The organism is Duganella sp. S19_KUP01_CR8 (assembly GCF_036688705.1).
GTDB lineage: Bacteria > Pseudomonadota > Gammaproteobacteria > Burkholderiales > Burkholderiaceae_D > Rugamonas.
This window is the reverse complement of record NZ_JAQQPR010000021.1, coordinates 88,320-109,516: the sequence shown is the minus strand read 5'-3', so window position 1 is coordinate 109,516 and position 21,197 is coordinate 88,320. Positions and strand designations below refer to the sequence as shown.

The following is a 21,197-nucleotide window of genomic DNA, read 5'->3' as shown; positions in this document are numbered from 1 at the left end:
GGCGTCGATGGCGGTGGCCTGGCGGTCAGGCGGCCTTGGCCGATTCCGCGCGGCCGCAGTAGCGTTCCACATAGGCCTGGTGGGTCGGCAACTGCACCACGATGCGGTCCACCCGCGACTTGATGCCGCCGAGGAAGTGCTTGAGTTCCGCGTCGCCCATCAGGTCGGCGGTCTGGTGGTGCGAGCGCGGCATGATGCCCTGGCCCAGCATCACCTGGATCCACGAGTTCTCCGCGAACAGCTCGTTCGGCACGCGGAACACGCGGCCGGTTTCGCGGAACAGGTTGATGCGGTGCTGCAGCGAGGCGGGGATGCTCATCTCGCGCGCATCGATCCAGAACTGCGAGTCGGTGCGGTTGTTGACGTGGTAGTGCAGGATGATGAAATCGCGGATGTGCTCGATCTCGTCGTTGCACTGCTGGTTGTATTCGTCGATGTCGGCCTGGCTGATGCCGTCGGTCGGGAAGGTCTGCATCAGCCGCACCACGGCGCGCTGGATCAGGTGGATGCTGGTCGATTCGATCGGCTCCAGGAAACCGCTGGCCAGGCCGACCGCCACCACATTGCCTTTCCACGTGTGCTTGCGCTGGCAAGGCTTGAACTTGATCACGCGCGGCGTGATCAGCGCCTTGCCTTCGACGTTGGACATCAGCTGCTTCATCGCCGCGTCCTCGTCCAGGTGGCGGCTCGAATAGACGATGCCGTTGCCGACCCGGTGCTGCAGCGGTATGCGCCACTGCCAGCCGGCCTGGTGCGCCATCGAGCGCGTCAGCGGCACGGCGTCGCCCACCGACTCGGTCTGCACGGCGATGGCGCGGTCGCAGAACAGCCATTGCGTCCAGTCCTCCATCGGCTCCTGCATGGCGTCGCCGATCAGCAGGCCGCGGAAGCCGGTGCAGTCGATAAACAGGTCGCCTTCGATTTCCTGGCCCGATTCCAGCACCACCGAGCGCACGTCGCCGTTGTCCTCGTGCTTGGTGTAGCGCACGATCTTGCCTTCGATGCGCTGCACGCCGCGCGGCTCGCTCAGGCGGCGCAGGTATTTGGCGTAGCGGCTGGCGTCCAGGTGGTAGGCGTAGTTCATGCCGTTGTCCGGCAGGTGGGCGAAGCGGTTTTCCAGCGAGGCCTTCAGCTCCAGGCAGTAGTCGCCGTAGTCGCCGGCCAGGCCGCGCTCGACGCCCTTGTGCCAGAAGTGCTGGAAGCCGGCGGTCCAGTGGTCGGTGCCGGTCATGCCGAAGGAGTGGATGTAGTCTTCCTTGACGTTGCGCCAGCCTTCGAAGCTGATGCCCAGCTTGAAGGTGGCCTGGGTCTCGGCCATGAATTCCTGCTCGTTGATTTCCAGCAGATTGTGGAAATTCATCAGCGTCGGGATGGTGGCTTCGCCGACGCCCACCGTGCCGATTTCGTCGGACTCGATCAGCTTGATGTCGAGCCGCTTGCCCAGCACCTTGGCGATGCCGGCGGCCGCCATCCAGCCGGCGGTGCCGCCGCCGACGATGACGACGCGGTGCACCGGCCGGCGCTTGTTGGGATCTCGGGTGGCAGGGTTCATCGTGGTCTCCTTAGCGGTTCATTTTTTTAAGTGTCTGGGCGCGCAGCACGCGCGCGGCCTCGTCGTTGAGCGGCGCCAGCACATGGCGGGCGTGCTCGGGAATATGGGCGGCCGTGGTCTCGTCGGCTTCAAAGATGTAGTGGCGGAAGATCTCCTGCCAGGCCTTGCGCTGCGCCGCCGGCAGGTCGCGCATGGTGAGGAAAGCCAGCATCAGCGCGCTGGTCGGCGTGTCCATGTAGTCGGGCGACTGGCGCCACCAGTAGTTGACCAGCACGTTGAACGGGTCCAGCGCCTCGATGTGGTGCCACCACATGCTGGGGATGAAGATGGCGTCGCCCGGTTCCAGTTCGGCGGTGCGCGCGTGAGCCAGCGCCTCGGCGAATTTCGGATACGTGTCGAAGTCCGGGTTCAGCAGGTCCACCAGGCTGACGGCCTGGCCGGCCGGCGTGAAGTCCAGTGGGCCGACGTACAGATTCTTCAGCTGCGCCGGCGGGAACAGGGTGAAGCGGCGGTGGCCGGCCGCCACCACGGCCAGGTTGTCCGGCACGTCGTAGTGGGCGGCGATGCGGCTGCGGTTGCCGATCCAGATGCTGGCCAGCGCGTCGCGGCCGCCGAGGTTGATGTCGTTCTGTTCGCGGAAGCCGGGCAGGCAGGTGTCCACCGTGGTCGAGCCGACGTAGACGGTGGCCGGCGTGGCATGGTGGCGCTTGGCCTCGATCTCGTCCAGCACGGCGGTCAGCTTGGCGTGCACCGGGTAGAAGTTGAAGCCGCTCATGTCGGCGTTGTAGAAGAAGCGGCCGCCCGCTTCCGGCGGTCCCAGCATGGCGCCGACCGTGGCGTCGCGGTAGTGGCTGCGCAGGTAGGCGTCGCCGCCGCGTTCGGATGCCAGCGTGGCGCGTACCATCGGCCAGCTGGCGGCCAGGCCGCGCAGCACCACTGGTTCGGTGGAATTGAGGATGTCGTCGCCCAGGTCGTTGACGCCCAGGCCGTTGATCTCGCGCAGGGCTTCAGGCATGGGCGGCGTTCTTGCGGTCGATCAGCATGCGGAAGTTGGACAGCGAGGCCAGCACCATGTAGATGCTGTGCAGGTGGCCGGCCTGGTGCAGCGCGGCCACGGCGTCCGCGCCCAGCGCCGACAGCTTGTCTTCGTTGATGGTGTAGAAGCCGACCAGGCGGTTCTGCGAGCCGTCGTTCAGTTCGACGTCGAGCACGAAGCTTTCCAGCAGCTCGTGCTGCAGCAGCGCGGCCAGCAGGGCAGGCGTTTCCTGCAGGCCCTGGTGGATGGCCAGCAGCATCGAGCTGGACCTTTCCAGGAACTCGCTGTTGCCGCCGTGCGGCATGAACACTTGCTCGCCTTCGGTGCGGCTGATGCGCGGGTTGTTGACGTCGATGTGCACCATCAGCTCGCTGCCGTTGACGCCTATCATGAAGGGCTGGCGCGCTATCATCATCGGCACGTAGGGCGCGTCCCAGCGTTCACCATTGAGGAACAGGTTTTCCTCTTCCTGGAAACCGAACAGCGCGATCGGCTCGAAGCCCAGGCCGTCCGTGGTCTTGCGGAAGACGATGGGGTAGCAGGCTTGCACGTCGCGGAATTCGGACGGGAAGGTGACGGCCGACATCTGGCGGTCGCCGAACTGCGCGCCGTGGCGGGTGATGACGCGCAGATCCTTGTGGTCTACATTGTTGAGCAATACGGTGTTCGACATGTGGTCTCTCATGTTTTAGATTTTCTGCAAGCCGTGGCGCTTGATGTGGTTGATCAGTTCGCGGTTGTCCGGCAGCGCGCCCAGCATCTTGTGGGTCAGCGCGGCCGCCTCGCGGAAATAGCCGTCGGCCAGCGCTGCTTGCCGTGGCTGCGGGTTCATGAATTCGCTGCGGAAGCCCATGCCGTACAACACGTACTGGTAGCTGGCCGATGGGAACACTTCCTCGATGCGGTTGAAGTCGTTGCGCGACGGTGCGCGGTGGCGCCACAAGGTCAGCAAGTCGTTCAGCCGCTCGGGGACGGTGGCGGTGTTGTCGCGCCAGTAGTCGCTGTCGCGGCGCTGGCTCAGCACGTAGTGCAGCTTGAGGAAATCGATTACGCGTTCCCAGCGGTAGCTGAAGGCTTCGTTGAAGCGTTGGGCGACGATGTCCATCGCCGCGCGCGTGGCCGGCAGCTCGTCGCTGACCATGGCGGCCGACATTTCCACCAGCGCCAGGGCGGATGCTTCCAGCGGCTCGATGAAGCCGGCCGACAGGCCGATGGCCACGCAGTTGCGGTGCCAGAAGCGCTCGCGGTAGCCGGGGTTGAAGCTGAGCTTGCGCGGTTGCGGAATGTCCTGCGGGCCGCTGGTGGCGGTGATGTAGCGGCGCAGCTCGGCCTCGGCCTGGTCATCGCCGATGTGGGCGCTGGAATACACGTGGCCGACGCCGCGCCGGGTCGGCAGGCCGATGTCCCAGATCCAGCCGGCGCTTTGCGCGGTGGAAGAAGTCTGCGAGGCGATCGGGTAGTTGTCGTCGGGGTAGGGGATCTGCACCGCCAGCGCCGAGTCGTTGTACAGCACATGCTTCTGCGAGATGAAAGGCACCTCGTAGTGCTTGCCCAGCAGCAGCGATTGCATGCCGGTGCAGTCGATGAACAGCTCGCCCTCAAGCGCGCCGTGCGTCTGCGTTTGCAGCGCGGCGATGTCGCCGTTGTCGTGGCTGGCGATGCCGACGACGTTGTCCGGCACGTAGTGCACTCCCAGTTTTTCCAGGCAGTGCTTGCGCAGGAAGGCGCCGAACTTGCCGGCGTCGAGGTGGTAGCCGTAGTTGGCCACCGAGGAAAATTCCGGCGTCACCACCTGCTTGGGCGCGCGGCCGTTGACGCACAGGTGCGGCTGGTAGCTGACCAGGTCGGCGAACGGGATGTTCGGGTGTTGCGCTTGCCATTGCTCCGGCAGGTTCACTTCGCCGTAGCCTTGCGGCAGCACGAAGGGATGGAAGTAGTAGTCGTTGTCTGCACCATTGACCCAGCGGTTGAAGCGCGAACCCTGCTTGAACGAGGCGTCGCACTCGCGGAAGAAATCGGCTTCGGACACGCCGATGCGGCGCAGCGTATCGCGCATGCTGGGCCAGGTGCCTTCGCCCACGCCGATGGGCGCGATATCGGGCGATTCGATCAGGGTGACGTGCAGGGACGAGCCCTGGTGGTCGGCGGCGATCAGGCCGGCGGTGAGCCAGCCGGCGGAACCGCCACCCACAATCACAATGCGTCGGACCATATTACTCGCCTTGATTTGAGGATGAGATGGCTTAAAGTCTAACCGAAAAGGGCCGCTGCCAGGCAGCGGCCCCGGAACGATCAACTACCGGTTAGAACTTGTAGCGGGCGCCTATCATGTAACGCGGACCTTGCTGCGTCACCGATTCCAGCTGCTGCTGGGTACGGCTGTGCGTGCGCTGGATCGAGTTGCCGACGTTGATGCCCTCGAACTGGAAGCTCAGCTTGTCGTTGAAGTTGTAGCCGATGCTGATGTCGACCTGGCCGTATGCCTCGACGTACTGAGGATTCGGGCCGGAGCCGTCAAACGTCGACGACAGGAACTCGCCGCGCCAGTTGTAGGCCAGGCGGGCGGTGAAGTTCTTGTCCTCGTAGATGCCGACCACGTTCGACGAGTTCGACAGGCCGACCAGCGCGAACTGCTCGCCCAGCTTGGCGTTGTCGTACTTCAGGCCCGAGTGCACATAGGTGTAGTTGGTCGACACGCCGAAGCCACTGTTGCCGAACATGTGCTGCAAGTTCACCTCCAGGCCGTTCAGGCTGGCCGCCTTCTGGTTGGAGAAGGAGTTGATCTTGAAGTTGGCGATCGGATCGCTCGGCTGGCCGACGATGGTGCCGGTGGCGTGGCCGTTGGCATCGGCGCCGCGCGTCACACCCGGCGCGCCGTTGTGGTTTTTGAAGATGAAGTCGCGGATGCAGGTGGTGTCGGCGCCGGTGCAACCACTGGCCAGCGCTTCGTTCCAATACTGGCCGCCCACCGGGGTGTGCAGGTTGAACGGCGTGGCGTTGAACTGCGACTGGCCGGCGTAGTTTTCCAGGTTCTTGCGGAAGTAGCCCAGCGAGAAGAAGTTCTGCTTGCCGTAGTACCACTCGTAGGACAGGTCCAGGTTCTTGGACTTGACCGGCTTCAGCGCCGGATTGCCCTGGTTGCCGGTGCCGCCGTCGGCGCGGGTCAGCGAGTTCAGCGTGGTGCCGCCCTGGATCTGGTCGTAGCGCGGACGGCCGATGGTTTCGCCCAGGCTCAAACGGATCTTCTGGTCCGGCGTGATCTCGATGTCGGAGTCAAAGCTTGGCAGCAGGTTGTGGTACTTGCCGGTCAGCGTGGTGAAGGTCGGGTCGCCGAAGGTGATCGGCAACTCGTTCTGCGACACCCAGCTGATGCCGACCGCGGCCGGCACCAGCGCGGTCGAGATGACGTCGGTGGTTTCGTAGCGCAGGCCGATGGCGGTACGGATCGGCAGTTTGGTGTCCCAGTCGGTGTTGAACTGGATGTAGGCCGCCTTCGATTTCTCGGCGGTGCGGGCGTCGTTGTCGAAGGTGGTCTTCGGCAGGTACAGCGCCGGCAGGCCGGAGGCGTTGGCCGCCAGCTGGCGCACCTGGGCGAAGTTGAAGGTGTAGAACTGGTTGAACAGGTTGGGGCTGCCGCTGCCGTCGATATGGTCGAAGTACTGGGCCACCGACGCCGGATGGAACACGCTGGCCGGATAGTCGGACGGCTTGGTGGCGCCGCCCCAGGTGTCGCGCTGCTGGTTGGAGAAGGCCGAGCGGTTCTTGACCTCGGACGCGGTGGCGCCGAATTTCAGCTCGGACGCTTCCAGCACTTTCCATGCGCCCTTGACCTGGGTCTGGTCGACTTCGCCCTTCATGTAGCCGTTGGTGAACACCGAGCCGGTGACCTGCTGCGGCGCTTTGGTGAAGTCGGCGCCGACGATGCTCAGCACCGGGAAATCGTGGCTGAAGTCGGCCGTGGTGTCGCCGCGGCTGAAGCTGGCCGTGCCGAGCGTGTTGCTCGAACCGAAGGGGCTGTCGGCCTTGGACTCGGCGGTCGAGTGGTGGGTGTCCAGCTCGAAGCGCAGGTCGGTGGTCGGCTTCCAGACGGCGTTGAAGCCCAGCGACTTGTTCTGCGTCTTGGTGGCGAAGTCGGCCGCGCCCATGGCGATGTCGGACGTGGCGATGCCGTCCTTGCCGGGGGCGATGATTTCCTTGTAGATCAGCGGGCTGGAGACGGGGCCGCTGGTCCACGAGCTGGTCGACGGGCCGAAGTTGAACCAGGCCGACAGATCGTTGCGCTTGGTCTGGATCTTGTTTTCGGAGTAGGTGTAGTCCAGCGTGGTGACCAGCTTGTCGGTCGGCTTGTATTGCAAGGTCAGCTGGGCGTTGGTGCGCTGGCGCTTGACGCCGTTGAAGTTGTAGTTCAGGTTTTGCGGCACCGAGTACAGGTTGGCGCCGGTCGGGCGGTTGATCGCGCCGTCCTGAGGGATCGTGCCCCAAGTGTTTTCATCGCCGCGGAACGGGCCCTTCCAGCCGTTGGAGACGGCCGCGGTGTTGTAGCCCAGGTTGCGTTCCTGGTAGCTGCCGGTCAGCGCCACGCCGAACTTGTTGTTGTCGAAGGTGTTCGAGTACAGGCCGGAGAGCTCCGGCGTGGTCGAGCGGCTGGCCTTGACGTCGCCCGGCAGGTTGCCGTTGGTGCTGTCGTACACGCCCTTGACGCCCACGCTCGAATGCATGCCGGGACGGTCGAACGGCCGCGCCGTCATCACGTTGACGGTGGCGCCGATGCCGCCGGTCGCGTTTTCGGCGCGGCTGGTTTTGTACACTTGCAGCTGGGAGATCGCTTCCGACGCCAGGTTGGCGAAGTCGAAGGCGCGGCCGTTGAGGTCGCCCAGGTTGGAGGTCGGCATCTGGCGGCCGTTCAGCAGCACCAGGTTGAAGTCGGGGCCGACGCCGCGCACGGTGATCTTCGAGCCTTCGCCGATCGAGCGGTCGATCGACACGCCGGAAATGCGCTGCAGCGATTCGGCCAGGTTGGTGTCGGGGAACTTGCCGATGTCCTCGGCCACGATGCCGTCGACAATGCCGTCGGAATTGCGCTTCAGGTTCATCGAGGACAGCAAGCTCTGGCGAAGGCCGGTAACGACCACGCTCTGGACTTCCGGTTCAGCTGCCTTGACGGATGCTTCCTGCGCCAGTGCCTGCCCGGCCGCCGTCGCGCAGGCACTGGCCACCGCCAGGCTCATTAGTTTCTGTCGTGCCTTTGGATAATGCATGTTATCTCCTGTGTTTTTATAAACAGCTCGCTTTGCCACTTTCCCCGACCCAGATTTGGAAAGGTTTCCATTTCGTGTGGCAAATATAGCACCGAACGAATTTCAAAGTCAATTTGCAATGCCGCATAAGCAGGCCCCGGTTTTCGTTGACAGAGGAAATCAACCCGTGCACCATGTCTGGGAACGTTTCCAAAAAGAGACACTTTGCATGCATAGACTCCATTTTCTTGCGCTGGGCATGGTCTGCCTGAGCGTGGCGACGGCGGTGACGGCGGCCCCGGCTTCGGCCTGGCCGCACGGCGCCCGCGCGGCCGTCAGCCTGGCCTACGACGACGCCCTCGATTCGCAGCTCGACCACGCCATCCCGACGCTGGACAAGTACGGCCTGAAGGGCAGCTTCTATTTGCAACTGTCCAATCCCACGGTCGACCGGCGCATGGCAGCGTGGCGCAGCGCGGCCAGGCACGGCCATGAGCTGGGCAACCACAGCCTGTTCCACCAGTGTTCGCTGGCGGCGCCGGGCCACGACTGGGTGCAGCCGCAGCGCAACCTCGACACCACCAGCGCCGAGCAGATGCGCGACCAGGTGCTGGCCGCCAACACCATGCTGTACGCCATCGACGGCAAGCGCCCGCGCACCTACACCGTGCCCTGCGGCGACACGCAGGCCAACGGCGTGAACTACCTGCCGCTGATCGCGCCGGCCTTCGTGGCGATCAAGGTGGGCGGCGGCGATGGGGTGACGGCGTCGATGGCGGCGCTCGATCCGCATGCGGTGACGGTGCTGGCGCCGGTCGGCCTCAGCGGCAAGGAATTGATCGCCATCGTCGAGCGGGCGGGGCGGCAGGGGACCATGGTCAACTTCACTTTCCACGGCATCGGCGGCGACTACCTGAGCACTTCGAACGCCGCGCACGAGGAGCTGGTGCGCTACCTGGCGGCGCACCGCCGGCTGTACTGGACCGACACTTTTCTAACCATCATGACCTACGTGAAAATGCACCAGCCGTGGCCACCATCAAAGACGTAGCCCGCCTCGCGGGTGTAGGACTGGGAACCGCTTCGCGCGTCGTCAGCGGCAAGGGTTCGGTATCGCCGGCCACGCTGGCGAAGGTCAAGGCGGCCATCGAGCAGCTGGACTTCCGGCCCTCGCACGCGGCGCGCACGCTGCTGTCGGGCTCCAGCCAGATGATAGGCGTGTACATCCCGGTGCTGAGCGGCACCTTCTACACGCCCATCCTGCAGATCATCGACAACGAACTGCGCACCGCCGGCCTGCACATGGTGGTGGCCTTCGGCGCCGGCCTGGGCGGCGCGCGCCAGCAGGCGATCGAGGGCATCGCCTTCCTGATCGAACGCGGCTGCGACGGCCTGATCCTGATGACCAATGTGCTGCAAGAGGAAGACATCGCCGCGCTGCGCTTCAAGCACAACCGCATGGTGGTGCTCAACCACAGCTTCGACAACATCGCCGGCCAGTGCTTCACGGTCGACCACACGCTGGGCGGACGGATGGCGGCGCGCGCCTTGCTCGACCATGGACACCGGCAGATCGCCGTGGTGGCCGGACCGGCCAGCCTGCCCGACAACGTGGTGCGGGTCAACGCCTTCCTCGCCGAGCTGCAGGCCAACGGCGTCGACACCGCCAAGCTGTGGCTGACCGAGCGCGACTTTTCGCCGGCCGGCGGCTGGTCGGCGGCCAAGGAATTGATGGACTCCAGGCACCCGTGCAGCGCGCTGTTCTGCGCCAACGACGAGATGGCGGTGGGCGCGCTGTCGTACTTCCAGGAGGCCGGCATCCGCGTGCCGCACGAGCTGTCGGTGATCGGCTACGACGATACGCCCAGCGCGGAATTCTCGGCGCCGCGCCTGACCACGGTGCACATGCCGTGGCGCGAGATGACCCAGAACGGCATCAACGCGCTGCTCAACAGCTGCTACGACCTGCAGCGCCCCGTCACGCGCGGCTACCCGGTGACGATGACCTTGCGGGCCTCGCTGGCATCGCTGGCGGCACCGCCGGCGGCGGCCAAGCCGGCGCGCCGCCGCAAGCCGGCCTGAGCGCCGCTCCCGCACCTGGAAACAATGTTTAAATGCCAATGGGAAAACGTTTTCATAGTTGTTAATTTGCCGCATGAATCTGGATTCATGGCGAAGTTTAGTGGAAACAATAGACGGTTAGTAATGATGTCTATACATTCAGCCGTAGCAACAATCGTCGGATAACTTCCACGTTGCTATCAACAGCTACTCAACATTACGAAAATAAAAGAGATCGCACATGAAGAAGAATTTCCCATTTGCAGCGTTGTTGTTGTCCGCCAGCCCATACGTCCTGGCCCAGGCCCAAGCCCAGGCGACCGCCGTCGCCCCAGCCGCCGCCGCGCAAACTGCCGCCGCGGCCGATGCGACGCCGGACGATATCCAGAAAGTGGTGATTGTTTCCACCGGTAGCCGCGGCGCCCAGCGCACCATGGTCGATACGCCAGTGCCAGTCGATATCATCGGCTCGCGCGAGCTCAGCAAGACCGGCCAGGCGTCGCTCGATAAAGCGCTTCAATTCCGCGTGCCTTCTTTCAATACGGTGCAAACTCCGGTCAACGACGCCACGTCGCTGCTCGACCCGTATGAAATCCGCAATATGGGACCGAGCCGTGTGCTGATCCTGATCAACGGCAAACGCAAGAACGCCAGCTCGCTGGTCTACACGCAGACCTCGCCGGGCCGTGGTGAAAGCGGCTCCGACATTTCCGCCATTCCGCAAGACGCGATCAAGCGCATTGAAGTACTGCGCGACGGCGCCTCGGCCCAGTACGGTTCCGACGCCATCGCCGGCGTGGTCAATATCATCCTCAAGGATAACGCCGAGGGCGGTTCGCTCACCGCGCGCGCCGGCATCACCCATGAGAGCGACGGCAAGATGGGCGGCCTGAGCCTGAACCAGGGCGTAGCGCTGGGCGATCGGGGCTTTGTCAACTACACGCTCGACCTTTCCCGGGTAGGGCTGTCCAACCGCCCTGGCCTGGTGGATGCCCGGGCCGAGCCCGATACGCTGGGCGGCACGCTGGCCGAGGCGCAAGCGTTCCTGAAGATCAAACCCGATGCTGGCAACATCAACGGCTCGCCTGCCACGTCCGCGCAAAAAGCCCTGGTCAACAGCCGCTACGAATTGAGCGACGACGTGTCGGTCTACGGCAACGCGGCGTATGTGCACAAGCAGGTCGACAGCTATGCCAACTATCGCACGCCGTACTGGCGTCCGACCGACTACGGACTGCTGCATCCGGCCGGCAGCCCTTACCTCGGTTACGTGCCGACCTTTATCGGCAAGCTCGATGACTACAACGCCACCGGCGGCATGAAATTCCTGTTGGGCGGCTGGGGCACGGACCTGAGCCTGACCTACGGCGGCAATGAGCAAAGCTATGAAGTCGGCAACTCGGTCAATCGCAGCCTGGGCGCTGCCTCGCCGACGCACTTCAACGCCGGCGGCGTGAAGTTCGAACATTTCGTGTTCAATGGCGACGTATCCAAGCAGGTGGCGTCGACCGTCAGCGCGTATGCCGGTACCGAAATCCGTCATGAAAAATTCAAGACGATCGCTGGCGAAGAAGCGTCGTATGTCGGCACCGGTGCCGATTCCTTCGCCGGCAACGATCCGCGCAATTCCTTCCCGACCTCGCGCTCGAACTACGGCGTGTACGGCGGCGCGACCTGGGATATCAGCGACAGCCTGCTGGTCGACGGCACCGGCCGCTACGAGAAATACAGCGACTTCGGCAGCGCGTTCGTCTGGAAGCTGTCGTCGCGCCTGAAAGTCAGCGAGCAGCTGACCCTGCGCGCGTCGGCATCGACCGGCTTCCGCGCGCCATCGCTGGCGCAGATCTACACGCAGAAAGCGCAGTACTCTTTCGTGCCGGGCAAGGGCATTCAGGTCTCCGGCCTGGTCAACAATGTGTCCAAGGAAGCTGCGGCGCTGGGCGTGCCGAAACTGCAGGCCGAAAAGTCGAACAACATCACGCTGGGCCTGGGTCTGAAGCCTGACAACAACACCAGCATCACGGTCGATTACTACAACATCAAGGTGAAGAACCGTATCGTGCTCGGCAAGGAAATTGTGCCGGCCTGTAACGAAACCGATCCGGTCAAGCAAGACGCTTGCGTGAAGGCCAGCCCGCTCGATCAGGTGTTGAACGCCAACGGCATCGTGTCGGTGAGCTTCTTCGCCAATGCATTGACCAGCCGTACTTCGGGCATCGACTATGTGATGTCGCGCAAGAACTTGCCGTTGGGCGAAGGCAAAGTGACGCTGAACCTGTCGGGCAACCTGTCGTTGAAAAACGAGCGTGAGGGCAACGTCAACAATCCATCGACGGTGGCGGCGGCGAACCAGTCCGTGCTCGATCCGACCCAGGAAGCGTTGATGTTCACGTCGCGTCCGAAGTTCAAGACCATCTTCGGCGCGGATCTTGACTACCGCGACTTCAACTTCTCGCTGAATAACACCATGTTCGGTCCTACCCGTTTCCGCAACGCCGGCCTGGACAGCAACCTGGAAGTGGAGTTCAAGACCAAGGTGGTCACCGACTTCGCGTTCAACTACAACGTGGCCAAGAACGTCACCCTGTCGTTCAATGTCAACAACATCCTGAACGTCACGCCGAAGTGGAACATGAAGGCGCTCAACTCGGCCGGACAAGCCCTGTTGGACAGCAAGGTCAAAGATGCCGTCACTGGCATGACTCCGTACGAGCTGCAATACAACTCGATCACCTTCGACGGCCGCTACTCGATGGTGACCTACGATGGTTCGCAGTTCAGCCAGCTGGGCCGCACCTTCGCCGCCTCGCTGAACTATCGCTTCTAAGCGGCACGCCGCAGCTATAATGAGGTCCGCGGCTCCGCAAGGGGCGGCGGACCTTTTTTTATGGAGTGGTACACATGGTTTCGTTACAAGATCAATTGCTGAAGGCCGGCCTGGTGGCCAAGAACAAGGTCAAGGTCGCCAATCAGGAAAAGAGCAAGCAGAAGAAGGAAGAGCGCCGCTCCGGCACCCAGAGCGTCGACGAAGCCAAGCTGGCCGCGCAGGAGGCGCAGCGCAAGCTGGCCGAGCGCAACCGCGAACTGAACGCGCAGCGCGACGCGGCGGCGCAGCAGAAAGCCATCCTGGCGCAGATCGCGCAGATGGTGCAGCAGAACCGCCAGGACAAGGGCCGCAACGGCGACATCGCCTACAACTACACGCACGGCAGCAAGATCGAGCGCATGTTCGTGACGGCGGCGGTGCGCGAGCATCTGGTGGCCGGCCGCCTGGTGATCGTGGTGCTGAACGGCGTGGCCGAGCTGGTGCCGCGCGTGATCGCCGACAAGATCGCCGAGCGCGACGCCACGCTGGTGGTGCGCGTCAACAAGAGCACCACCGCGGTGGAGGAAGACGATCCGTACGCCGCCTTCCAGATCCCAGACGATCTGATGTGGTGATCAGGCGCTCAGGCGCGCCTTCAGCAGGTTAAGGCCTTGCGCCAGCAGGCCGTCGGCCGGCACTTCGCCGTGCGGCGTCAGCTGATCGATAATCTGCGGCAGCAGGCTGGCCAGGCCGGACGACACCTGCTGCGGATCGATGCCGGCCTGGCCGGCGATCTGTTGCAGCTGGTCCGAACCCAACGCATCCTCCAGCTGGCCGCCGGAAATGGCCTGGTTGGCGCCGGTGCCCACCCACGACATGACCTGGTCGGCCAGGCCGCTTTGCTTGAGTTTTTCCAGTACGGCCGGCACGCCGCCGGCGTTATCTATCATCGCCATCACACCCGACAGCAAGTTCCCTTGCTGCGCTTCGCCTTGCTGGCCGCCGCCCAGCGATCCCAGTACTTGTCCTGCCAGTTGATCCAGTAAGCTCATCATGTTCTCCGGTGGGGTAAGGCAATGGAGATATCATTTTTGCACCGAATCAACGCTGCGGCAAGCGACTTTTGCGGCGGTGCAGCATGCTGGTCGCGTCAGGCCAGCAGCTTGAGCAGGGCCGCCGCAGCCGCTTCCGACGAGGCCGGATTCTGGCCGGTGACCAGCAGGCCGTCGGTGACGGCGTAGGCTTGCCAGTCGGCGACTTTGGAGTAGATGCCGCCGTGTTCCTTCAGCATGTCCTCGACCAGGAAGGGCACGACCTTGGTCAGGCCGACCGCTTCCTCCTCGGTGTTGGTGAAGCCGGTCACCTGCTTGCCGCGCACCAGCGGGCTGCCGTCGGCCGCCTTCACGTGGCGCAGCACGCCGGGCGCGTGGCACACCGCCGCCACCGGCTTGCCGGCCGCCAGCATGGCTTCGATCAGCGCGATCGAGGCGCGGTCTTCGGCCAGGTCCCACAGCGGGCCGTGGCCGCCCGGATAAAACACGGCGTCGAAGTCGGCCGCCGAGACCTCGGCCAGCTTGCCGGTGTGGGCCAGCACGGCTTGCGCGTCGGCGTCGGCCTTGAAGCGGATGGTGGCCGGGGTTTGCGATTCCGGCGCATCGCTTTTCGGGTCCAGCGGCGGCTGGCCGCCCAGCGGCGAGACCACCGTCAGTTGCGCGCCGGCTTCTTTCAGCGCGTAGTAGGGCGCGGCGAATTCTTCCAGCCAGAAGCCGGTTTTGTGGCCGGTGTCGCCCAGTTGGTCGTGCGAGGTGAGTACCATCAGGATGTTCATGGTGTGTCCTTGTGTGTGAGGTTGAGGGCTTACAGTGCAGCTTCAAGAATGCGGCGGCTGCGCGCCAGGTCGATGTCGCGGTGTTCGCCCAGGCTGGTCATGCCGTGCGCGGCCAGCTGCGCCAGCACGGCTTCCACCGCTTCCTGTCCCAGCTGGTAGGCCGACAAGCGGGTCGGGATGCCGAGGCCTTCGAAGAACGCGCGGGTCTGGGCGATGGCGGCGGTTATGCGTTGCTCGTCGCTGCCGTCGCGGATGCCCCACACGCGCTCACCGTATTGCAGCAGCTTCTCGCGCTTGGTGGCGCGCTGCACGTCCAGCAGCGACGGCAGCACCAGCGCCAGCGTGCGCGCGTGGTCGATGTCGTACAGCGCGGTCAGCTCGTGGCCGATCATGTGGGTGGCCCAGTCCTGCGGCACGCCGGCGCCGATCAGGCCGTTCAGCGCCAGGGTGGCGGTCCACATCAGGTTGGCGCGGGTGGCGTAGTCGTCGGGCGCGGCCAGCGCTTGCGGCGCGATCTCGACCAGCGTTTGCAGCAAGCCTTCGGCAAAGCGGTCCTGCGCCAGCGCCTGCACCGGATAGGTCAGGTATTGTTCGACCGTGTGGACGAAGGCGTCGACCAGGCCGTTGGCCACTTGCCTGGTCGGCAGCGTGAAGGTCTTGGACGGATCGAGCACCGAGAATTGCGGGAACAGCAGCGGGCTGCGGAACGGCAGCTTGGTGTGGCTGGCCTTGTGGGTGACCACGGCGCCGTTGTTCATTTCCGAGCCGGTGGCCGGCAAGGTCAGCACGGCGCCGAAGGGCAGGGCGCGGCGCACCTTGGCGCCGCCGCTCTGGGCGATCTCCCACGGCTCGCCGTCGTACAGCGCGGCGGCGGCGACGAACTTGGTGCCGTCGATGACCGAGCCGCCGCCGACGGCCAGCAGGAAGTCGATCTCATCGCGGCGCACCTGTTCGACCGCGCGCATCAGCGTTTCGTAGCTGGGGTTGGGTTCGATGCCGCCGAACTCGCGGACGGCGCGGGCGCCCAGCGCGCTGCGCACTTCGGCCAGGGTGCCGGTCTTTTCGGCGCTGGCGCCGCCGTACAGGATCAGCACGCGGGCGCCGTCCGGCACCAGCTTGGACAACTGGGCGACGGTGTCGGCGCCGAAGACGATCTTGGTCGGGTTGTGGAATTCAAAATTCTTCATGCTAGCTCCTGTTATTAGACTGGTCGTCTAGTGATGCGGTAAAAAACAAGGGTCAAGTCTGACATTCGGACACGTGCTCAGCCTTAGTGGCTGCTACGGTTGGGCACGTGTCCGATTGTCAGACTTGACCCCCTTGGGTGTGGGCTGGCAGGTGCAGCATGGCCAGCGTGGTTTGCCAGGCGGCGTGCAGTGCGCTGGGCTCGCGCCGCAGCTTGGTCAGCAGGGCCGCGCCCAGCCACAGCTGGTACAAGGCCAGCGCCGTGAGCTTGGCGTCGGCGACCTGGCGCAGCGAACCGTCGGCCTGCGCCTGTTCGACGCAGACCGCCAGGCGGGCGACGATGCGGTTGGTGCCCTCCAGCAGGGTGACGCGCATGGCTTCCGACATGTCCGCCACTTCCCCGCTGAGCTTGACCACCAGGCAGCGGCAGTCGCAACTGTCCGCGTCGAGGTCGTTCCAGCTGGCCCAGTAGTCCATCAGCGCGCGCGCGGCGCTCCGGTCGGGCTGGCTCAGCACGGCTTCCATCTGCGCCAGGTATTGCTCGATGTAGTCGTCCAGCAGCGCCTCGCCGAACAACTCCTTGGACTTGAAGTAGTGGTAGAAGGAGCCCTTGGGCACGCCCGCCGCCGTCAGGATCTCGTTCAAGCCCACGCCGGCAAAGCCTTTGCCGGTGATGATGGTCTTGCCCGTATCCAGGATGTGTTGGCGGACGTTGTTGTGTTCTGTGGTCATGGTGGACGCATCATAACACAATTAGACCAGTCGTCTAGTTTTGCATTTGCGCGCCTGTCGGCCGGCGGCGGCGGGCCACCACGCCGACCACGCCCAGGCCGGCCAGCAGCATGGCGTAGGTGTCCGCTTCCGGCACGGCGCGCACCACCAGCTGATCGCCGAAGGAAGGGGCGCCCGGTGTGCCGGCCCACGGGCCGTATGGCTGGCCCAGGCCGTCCTGCCAGTCGCAGTGGCTGTAGCTGTTGCTGAAGTAGGGCGAGGCGCAGGCGGCGGCGCCGGTCAGCTGGCCGTTGATCGCGGAGAAGTTGGCGCCGGTCATGGGATCCGTGCCGCCCAGCGGCACGTTGGCGCCGGCGAAAATGAAGTCGGTGGCCAGCGGGGCGTTGGCCAGCTCCGCAGCGGTCGGCAGGCGCCAGCCGAATTGCGATTGGTAGGACAGGTCCAGGCCGCTCGAGGCGGGCAGCGGCGACGCCCATGCCCAATCCAGATTGTTGCGGGTGATGTAGGCGTTGCTGGCGACCGGCGCGTCGACTTGCGCCGCCTGGACGGCGCCGACGGTGGCGCACAGGGCGATGGCTATGGATAGGCGTTTGACAAAAATCATGACTTCCTCAGATTAAGTGGCGGTAAAAGAGGAAAAAATGTTACATCGACAACGGTAGGAAAACAATTAAAATAATTGAATTAAGATTAAGTTTATGCCATCGCAGCAGGAATCTACACATGGACGCCGATGAACACCACCATGCTATCGAACCACGCTTCTCCGTCGACGGCCCGGCCGAAGACGGTCTTGATCGTCGACGATGAACAGCCGGCCATCGCCAACCTGGAATGGCTGCTGGCCCGGCGGCCGCAATGGCGCTTGCTGGAATCGTGCCGTTCCAGCGAGCAGGCCCGGGCGCGCTTGCGGGCCGGGCCGGTAGACCTGATCCTGATCGACATCCAGATGAAGGGGCAGTCCGGGCTGGCGTTCGCGCGCGAGCTGTGCCAGCGGCCGGGCGCGCCGCTGATCGTGTTCGTCACCGCCTACGACGAGCAGGTGCTGGGCGCCTTCGATATCTTCGCGCTGGATTATATGCTCAAGCCCTGCGACGACGAGCGCTTCGACCTGATGCTGCGGCGCGCGGCCCTGATGCTGGAGCTGAACCAGCAGGCGGCGATGAACAGCGCGGTGCAGGCCTATCTGCGCGACCGCGCGGCCGACGAGGCCGGCTACAGCGCGCCGGCTTTGCAGCAGGTGGTGGTGCGCACCGCCGCCGGCCTGGAACGCATCGCCATCGACGATGTGATGTGGCTAGGCGCGGCCGGAAATTATGTCGAACTGCATCTGGCCGGGCGGGTGGTCCTGCACCGCGGCACCATCACCGCCATCGTCGAACGCTTGCCGGAGCAGGAGTGGGTGCGGGTGCACCGGACCGCCGTGGTGCGACGCAGCGCCATCGCCGGCCTGCGCAGCGACAGCGACGGCTATGACGCGGTGCGCCTGACGCAGGGAGATACCGTGCGGGTCAGCGCGCGGTATCTCAAGCAGGTGCAGGCCATGTTCGCCTGACTGCTTAGCCCCGGCGCACCAGTTTCATGCCGTTGGCGCGGCCGACGTAGGCCACCATGCCGGTCACCTTGCCGGCCTTGTCGCGTTGCAGCCGGACCACGATGCCGCTGGCGCCGAAGGCGTCGGCGAACACATTGTTCATCGGCTGCTCACCGAAGCGCGGCGTCGTCATCCACAGCTTGCCGTCCTTGAGTTTCAGCACGAAGGTCGCGTTCAGTTCGGCGCTGTCGTAGGTGCCGGCGACGGCGGCCAGCTGCTCCGGCGTCATGCTGCCGGCGGTGACCCGTTCGAAGCGGGCCGCCGGTTCGCCCGGACGCTCCACCACCAGCGTGCGCTCGGTGATGACGGCCGGCTTGGCCGTGCGTTGAGGGTCGCGCATGAAGCTGCCTTCGCCGACCGGCAGCAGTTCCTGCTTCATGCCCGGTCCGGTGTACCACAGCTTGCCGTCCAGTGCCTCGACGCGGCGCAGCATGCCTTCGCGCTGGTTCCAGTACACGCCGGCGTAGCGGGCCGGATCGGCCAGTTCCACAGGCTTGAGCTCGGTGTCCGCCGCCGCTACCGGGAACTCGCCGGCGGCGTAGATGTCGGCCACCCGGCGTGCCAGGCTGCTCGGGTCCAGGTCGGGACGGTTGCACAGCACGGCCACGCCCAGCTTCAGTTTGGGCAGACGCAGCAGTTCCGCCTTGTAGCCGGCGAAGGAGCCGGAATGGGAGGCCACGTCCAGGCCGCGATAGCTGTCCAGCATCAGGCCGCGTCCATAGTTCAGCACGGTGCCGTCGTTGAGCTTGCCTACGGCCTGCATCTGCTCGACCAGCTGGGCGCCGCCTACTTTAGGCTGGTAGAAATTGGCGTCCCACTTGGCCAGGTCGACCAGCGTGGACTGGACCGCGCCGTCGCCGGTATGTTCCCAGTTCGACATCAGCAGCGCAAAGCTGGCGGGTCCGTTTGGACGGTAGGCGCTGGCGCGGTGCGGCACCACTGCGTCGTGGTCGTCGTGGATGCGGGTATCGTTCATGCCCAGCGGATCGAAGATGCGCGCCTTGGCGAAGGCGGCCAGGCTACCGCCGCTGACCTTCTCGACGATCTGGGCCAGCAGCATATAACCGGTGTTGCTGTAGGAGTAGGCGGTGCCGGGCTGGAAGTTGAGGCCCTGCTGGCGCGCGACGTCGGCCACGGCCTCGGCATTGCTGCTGACGTCGCCCAGGGCCACGCCTCGCAGGTTCAGCAGTATCAAGTAGTCGCGCAGGCCGCTGGTGTGGTGCAGCAGGTGGTCGACGGTGATCGGGGTGCCGTAGTCCGGCAGCTGAGGCAGGTAGCGGCGGATGTCGTCGCCCAGTTTGACCTTGCCGTCTTGCACCAGCAGCAGGATGGCGGCGGCGGTGAATTGCTTCGAGGTCGAGCCGATGTCGAAGACGGTGCGCTGGGCGTCGATGGCGACGCCGTGCTCAAGGCTGGCGGCGCCGTAGCCTTGTGCCAGCAGCGGCTTGCCGTCGCGCCAGGCGGAGACGGCGCAACCCGGCGCATCGGCCTTGGCATAAGGGGCGAACAGGGCAGCGGTCTGCTCGGCGGGCGTGGCGGCGACGGCGGCATTGGCCATGACCAGGGCGGACAGCAGCAGGGACAGGCGGGTAGGGTTTTTCATGGTTATCTCCTTTGTGATTAGGTGTTGTAGTGAAGTATAACGCCGGCACTGTTTAAGATGTCAACATTGAAATGAATTAATTTTTGGAATGGGGTATGCTGGCTGAATGCCGCGTCCGAACTCCAAGCCTGGTCCCCGTTTCTGGCGGGACGCCAACCTGCCCTACATCGAGGCGCGGGCGGTCGGCGACGGGCGCAAGCTTGGCTACGCCCGGCACTCGCACGAGACTTTTTCGATCGGCGTGATCCGCGACGGACACACCAACTACCTCAACCAGGCGTCGCGCCAGCAGGTGGGGCCGGGCGCCGTCGTGCTGATGAATCCGGGCGACGTCCATGCCTGCAACCCGGCGGGCGACGAGACCTGGTCGTATCGCATGCTGTATGTCGACCGCGGCTGGCTGGCCGGTTTGCAGCAGGAGTGGGGCTTCAGCGCCAATTGCGACTTCCGCCCTTTCGCGGCGACCATGAGCACGGCGCCTGCGCTGTATGCGGGATTCAACCAGTTTTATGAGGTGTTGACGGCCGGCGGCTCCGACCATCTGCTGCGGCAGTGCGCGGCCGTGACCTTCTTCGAGCAGGTCCAGTCCAGCCTCGATCCGGCCGCCATGGTCGAGCACGAGGCCAACCGCAAGCTCGAACGCGCGGCCGACTACATCAACGACAATTGCGCGGCGGCGCTGAAGCTGGAGGATATTTGCGGCGCGTCCGGACTCTCACCCTCATACCTGATCCGCGCCTTCAGGAAGCGCTACGGCATGACGCCGCACGCCTACCTGCTGAACCGCCGCATACAATTGGCGCGCGGCTTGCTCAAGGAGGGCAGGGCGATTGCCGAGGTCGCACTGGAGACGGGCTTTGTCGACCAGGCGCATTTCCAGCGCATCTTCAAGCAATTGCTGGCGGCGACACCGGGACAGTACCTGCGCTGAGCAGCAGGTAGGCGGCGCTGGCCGCCAGCAGCAGCGCCATGGCGCGGTTAAACCAGCGCATGACGGCGGGATCGCTCAGGCGCCGGCGCAGGAAGGTGCCGGCATAGGCCCAGCAGGCGATCGACAGGTAGCAGATCACGAAATACAGCGCCGCGAACTGCCACACCAGCACCGCGTCGCCGTCGGCGGCAAACGCGCCCATGCCCGCCACCGACGCCACCCACGCTTTGGGATTGAGCCATTGCATGGCCGCGCCGGCCGCCAGCGAGGGGCCTTTGGCGTCGCCGGCTGGCGACAGTGCGCCGTCGTCGCGCGCCAGCTTCCACGCCATGAACAGCAGGAAGGCCACGCCGGCCAGTTGTATCGCCCGCGTCAAGGCCGGCAGCTGGATCAGCAATTCATGCAGGCCCAGGCCGGTCAGCAGCAGCAATGCGGTGAAGCCGACGGTGGCGCCGGTGACGTGGCGCATGCTGGCGCGAAAGCCATGCTGCGCGCCGCTGCTGAGGGCGACGATGTTGACCGGGCCGGGGGTGATTGACGAAGCCAGGGCGAAGGCTGCCATGGAAATCAGGATGCTCATAATTGTGGGTCTCCGGTAAGAATGAATCATGCCGGAGCGACGATACGCGGCG

18 protein-coding genes are annotated in these 21,197 nt (G+C 64.7%); 6 read left to right on the top strand and 12 right to left on the bottom strand.

Translation table 11 applies throughout. The features are described from left to right. Positions 1–25: 25 nt before the first annotated feature. The 5 genes from V6M89_RS20935 to V6M89_RS20915 form a co-directional block, all read right to left on the bottom strand. Positions 26–1,552 carry a tryptophan halogenase family protein gene (locus tag V6M89_RS20935; protein ID WP_332854980.1) on the bottom strand — a complete coding sequence of 509 codons (1,527 nt, stop codon included), beginning with the start codon at positions 1,550–1,552 and terminating at the stop codon, positions 26–28. Between the two features lie 10 nt (positions 1,553–1,562). After that, entirely contained in the window at positions 1,563–2,567 is a 1,005-nt protein-coding gene (locus V6M89_RS20930; RefSeq protein WP_332854979.1) for a cupin-like domain-containing protein, read from the bottom strand. Next, a complete protein-coding gene (locus V6M89_RS20925; protein WP_332854978.1) occupies positions 2,560–3,261 on the bottom strand; it encodes a SapC family protein in 702 nt (233 codons plus the stop codon). Before V6M89_RS20925 ends, V6M89_RS20930 begins: the two co-directional genes overlap by 8 nt. A 15-nt stretch (positions 3,262–3,276) precedes the next feature. Continuing rightward, positions 3,277–4,800: a tryptophan halogenase family protein gene (locus V6M89_RS20920; RefSeq protein WP_332854977.1), complete on the bottom strand. Its 1,524-nt coding sequence runs from the start codon at positions 4,798–4,800 to the stop codon at positions 3,277–3,279. A 91-nt stretch (positions 4,801–4,891) separates the two neighbouring features. Next, on the bottom strand, positions 4,892–7,846 hold the full coding sequence (locus V6M89_RS20915; protein ID WP_332854976.1) for a TonB-dependent receptor: 2,955 nt from the start codon (positions 7,844–7,846) through the stop codon (positions 4,892–4,894). Positions 7,847–8,054: 208 nt separating this feature from the next. On the opposite strand from V6M89_RS20915, the gene V6M89_RS20910 reads away from it, so the two are divergent. From V6M89_RS20910 to V6M89_RS20895, 4 genes are all read left to right on the top strand, one after another. Beyond that, entirely contained in the window at positions 8,055–8,876 is an 822-nt protein-coding gene (locus V6M89_RS20910; RefSeq protein WP_332854975.1) for a polysaccharide deacetylase family protein, read from the top strand. Then, positions 8,855–9,907, top strand: a complete 1,053-nt coding sequence (locus V6M89_RS20905; protein ID WP_332854974.1) for a LacI family DNA-binding transcriptional regulator — start codon at positions 8,855–8,857, stop codon at positions 9,905–9,907. The genes V6M89_RS20910 and V6M89_RS20905 overlap by 22 nt, the downstream gene beginning before the upstream one ends. 220 nt (positions 9,908–10,127) lie before the next feature. Beyond that, complete coding sequence (locus V6M89_RS20900) at positions 10,128–12,713, top strand: TonB-dependent receptor plug domain-containing protein (RefSeq protein WP_332854973.1); 2,586 nt, start codon at positions 10,128–10,130, stop codon at positions 12,711–12,713. A gap of 74 nt (positions 12,714–12,787) precedes the next feature. Beyond that, on the top strand, positions 12,788–13,327 hold the full coding sequence (locus V6M89_RS20895) for a DUF2058 domain-containing protein (RefSeq protein WP_116992614.1): 540 nt from the start codon (positions 12,788–12,790) through the stop codon (positions 13,325–13,327). On the opposite strand, the gene V6M89_RS20890 is transcribed toward V6M89_RS20895, so the two are convergent. From V6M89_RS20890 to V6M89_RS20870, 5 genes are all read right to left on the bottom strand, one after another. Next, positions 13,328–13,747 carry a YidB family protein gene (locus V6M89_RS20890; protein WP_332854972.1) on the bottom strand — a complete coding sequence of 140 codons (420 nt, stop codon included), beginning with the start codon at positions 13,745–13,747 and terminating at the stop codon, positions 13,328–13,330. Positions 13,748–13,842: 95 nt separating this feature from the next. Further along, positions 13,843–14,520: a type 1 glutamine amidotransferase domain-containing protein gene (locus V6M89_RS20885; protein ID WP_332854971.1), complete on the bottom strand. Its 678-nt coding sequence runs from the start codon at positions 14,518–14,520 to the stop codon at positions 13,843–13,845. A gap of 29 nt (positions 14,521–14,549) precedes the next feature. Beyond that, positions 14,550–15,707, bottom strand: a complete 1,158-nt coding sequence (locus V6M89_RS20880) for an iron-containing alcohol dehydrogenase (protein ID WP_332854970.1) — start codon at positions 15,705–15,707, stop codon at positions 14,550–14,552. A 118-nt stretch (positions 15,708–15,825) separates the two neighbouring features. Next, complete coding sequence (locus tag V6M89_RS20875) at positions 15,826–16,437, bottom strand: TetR/AcrR family transcriptional regulator (protein ID WP_332854969.1); 612 nt, start codon at positions 16,435–16,437, stop codon at positions 15,826–15,828. A 34-nt stretch (positions 16,438–16,471) separates the two neighbouring features. Then, a complete protein-coding gene (locus V6M89_RS20870; protein ID WP_332854968.1) occupies positions 16,472–17,041 on the bottom strand; it encodes an FxDxF family PEP-CTERM protein in 570 nt (189 codons plus the stop codon). A gap of 129 nt (positions 17,042–17,170) precedes the next feature. Between V6M89_RS20870 and V6M89_RS20865 the strand changes: the two genes are divergently transcribed. Beyond that, on the top strand, positions 17,171–17,992 hold the full coding sequence (locus V6M89_RS20865; protein ID WP_332854967.1) for a LytR/AlgR family response regulator transcription factor: 822 nt from the start codon (positions 17,171–17,173) through the stop codon (positions 17,990–17,992). A gap of 4 nt (positions 17,993–17,996) precedes the next feature. Here V6M89_RS20865 and V6M89_RS20860 read toward each other — a convergent pair whose 3' ends face one another. Continuing rightward, the gene (locus V6M89_RS20860; protein ID WP_332854966.1) at positions 17,997–19,634 is read right to left on the bottom strand and encodes a serine hydrolase domain-containing protein; all 1,638 of its coding nucleotides are present in this window, start codon (positions 19,632–19,634) and stop codon (positions 17,997–17,999) included. 106 nt (positions 19,635–19,740) lie between these two features. On the opposite strand from V6M89_RS20860, the gene V6M89_RS20855 reads away from it, so the two are divergent. Continuing rightward, positions 19,741–20,565 (top strand): AraC family transcriptional regulator, encoded by an 825-nt coding sequence (locus V6M89_RS20855; protein WP_332854965.1) that lies wholly within the window; start codon positions 19,741–19,743, stop codon positions 20,563–20,565. Here the strand turns inward: V6M89_RS20855 and V6M89_RS20850 are convergent. Next, positions 20,522–21,145, bottom strand: a complete 624-nt coding sequence (locus V6M89_RS20850; RefSeq protein WP_332854964.1) for a LysE family translocator — start codon at positions 21,143–21,145, stop codon at positions 20,522–20,524. The two genes, V6M89_RS20855 and V6M89_RS20850, sit on opposite strands and share 44 nt — an antisense overlap. Between the last annotated feature and the right edge of the window lie 52 nt (positions 21,146–21,197).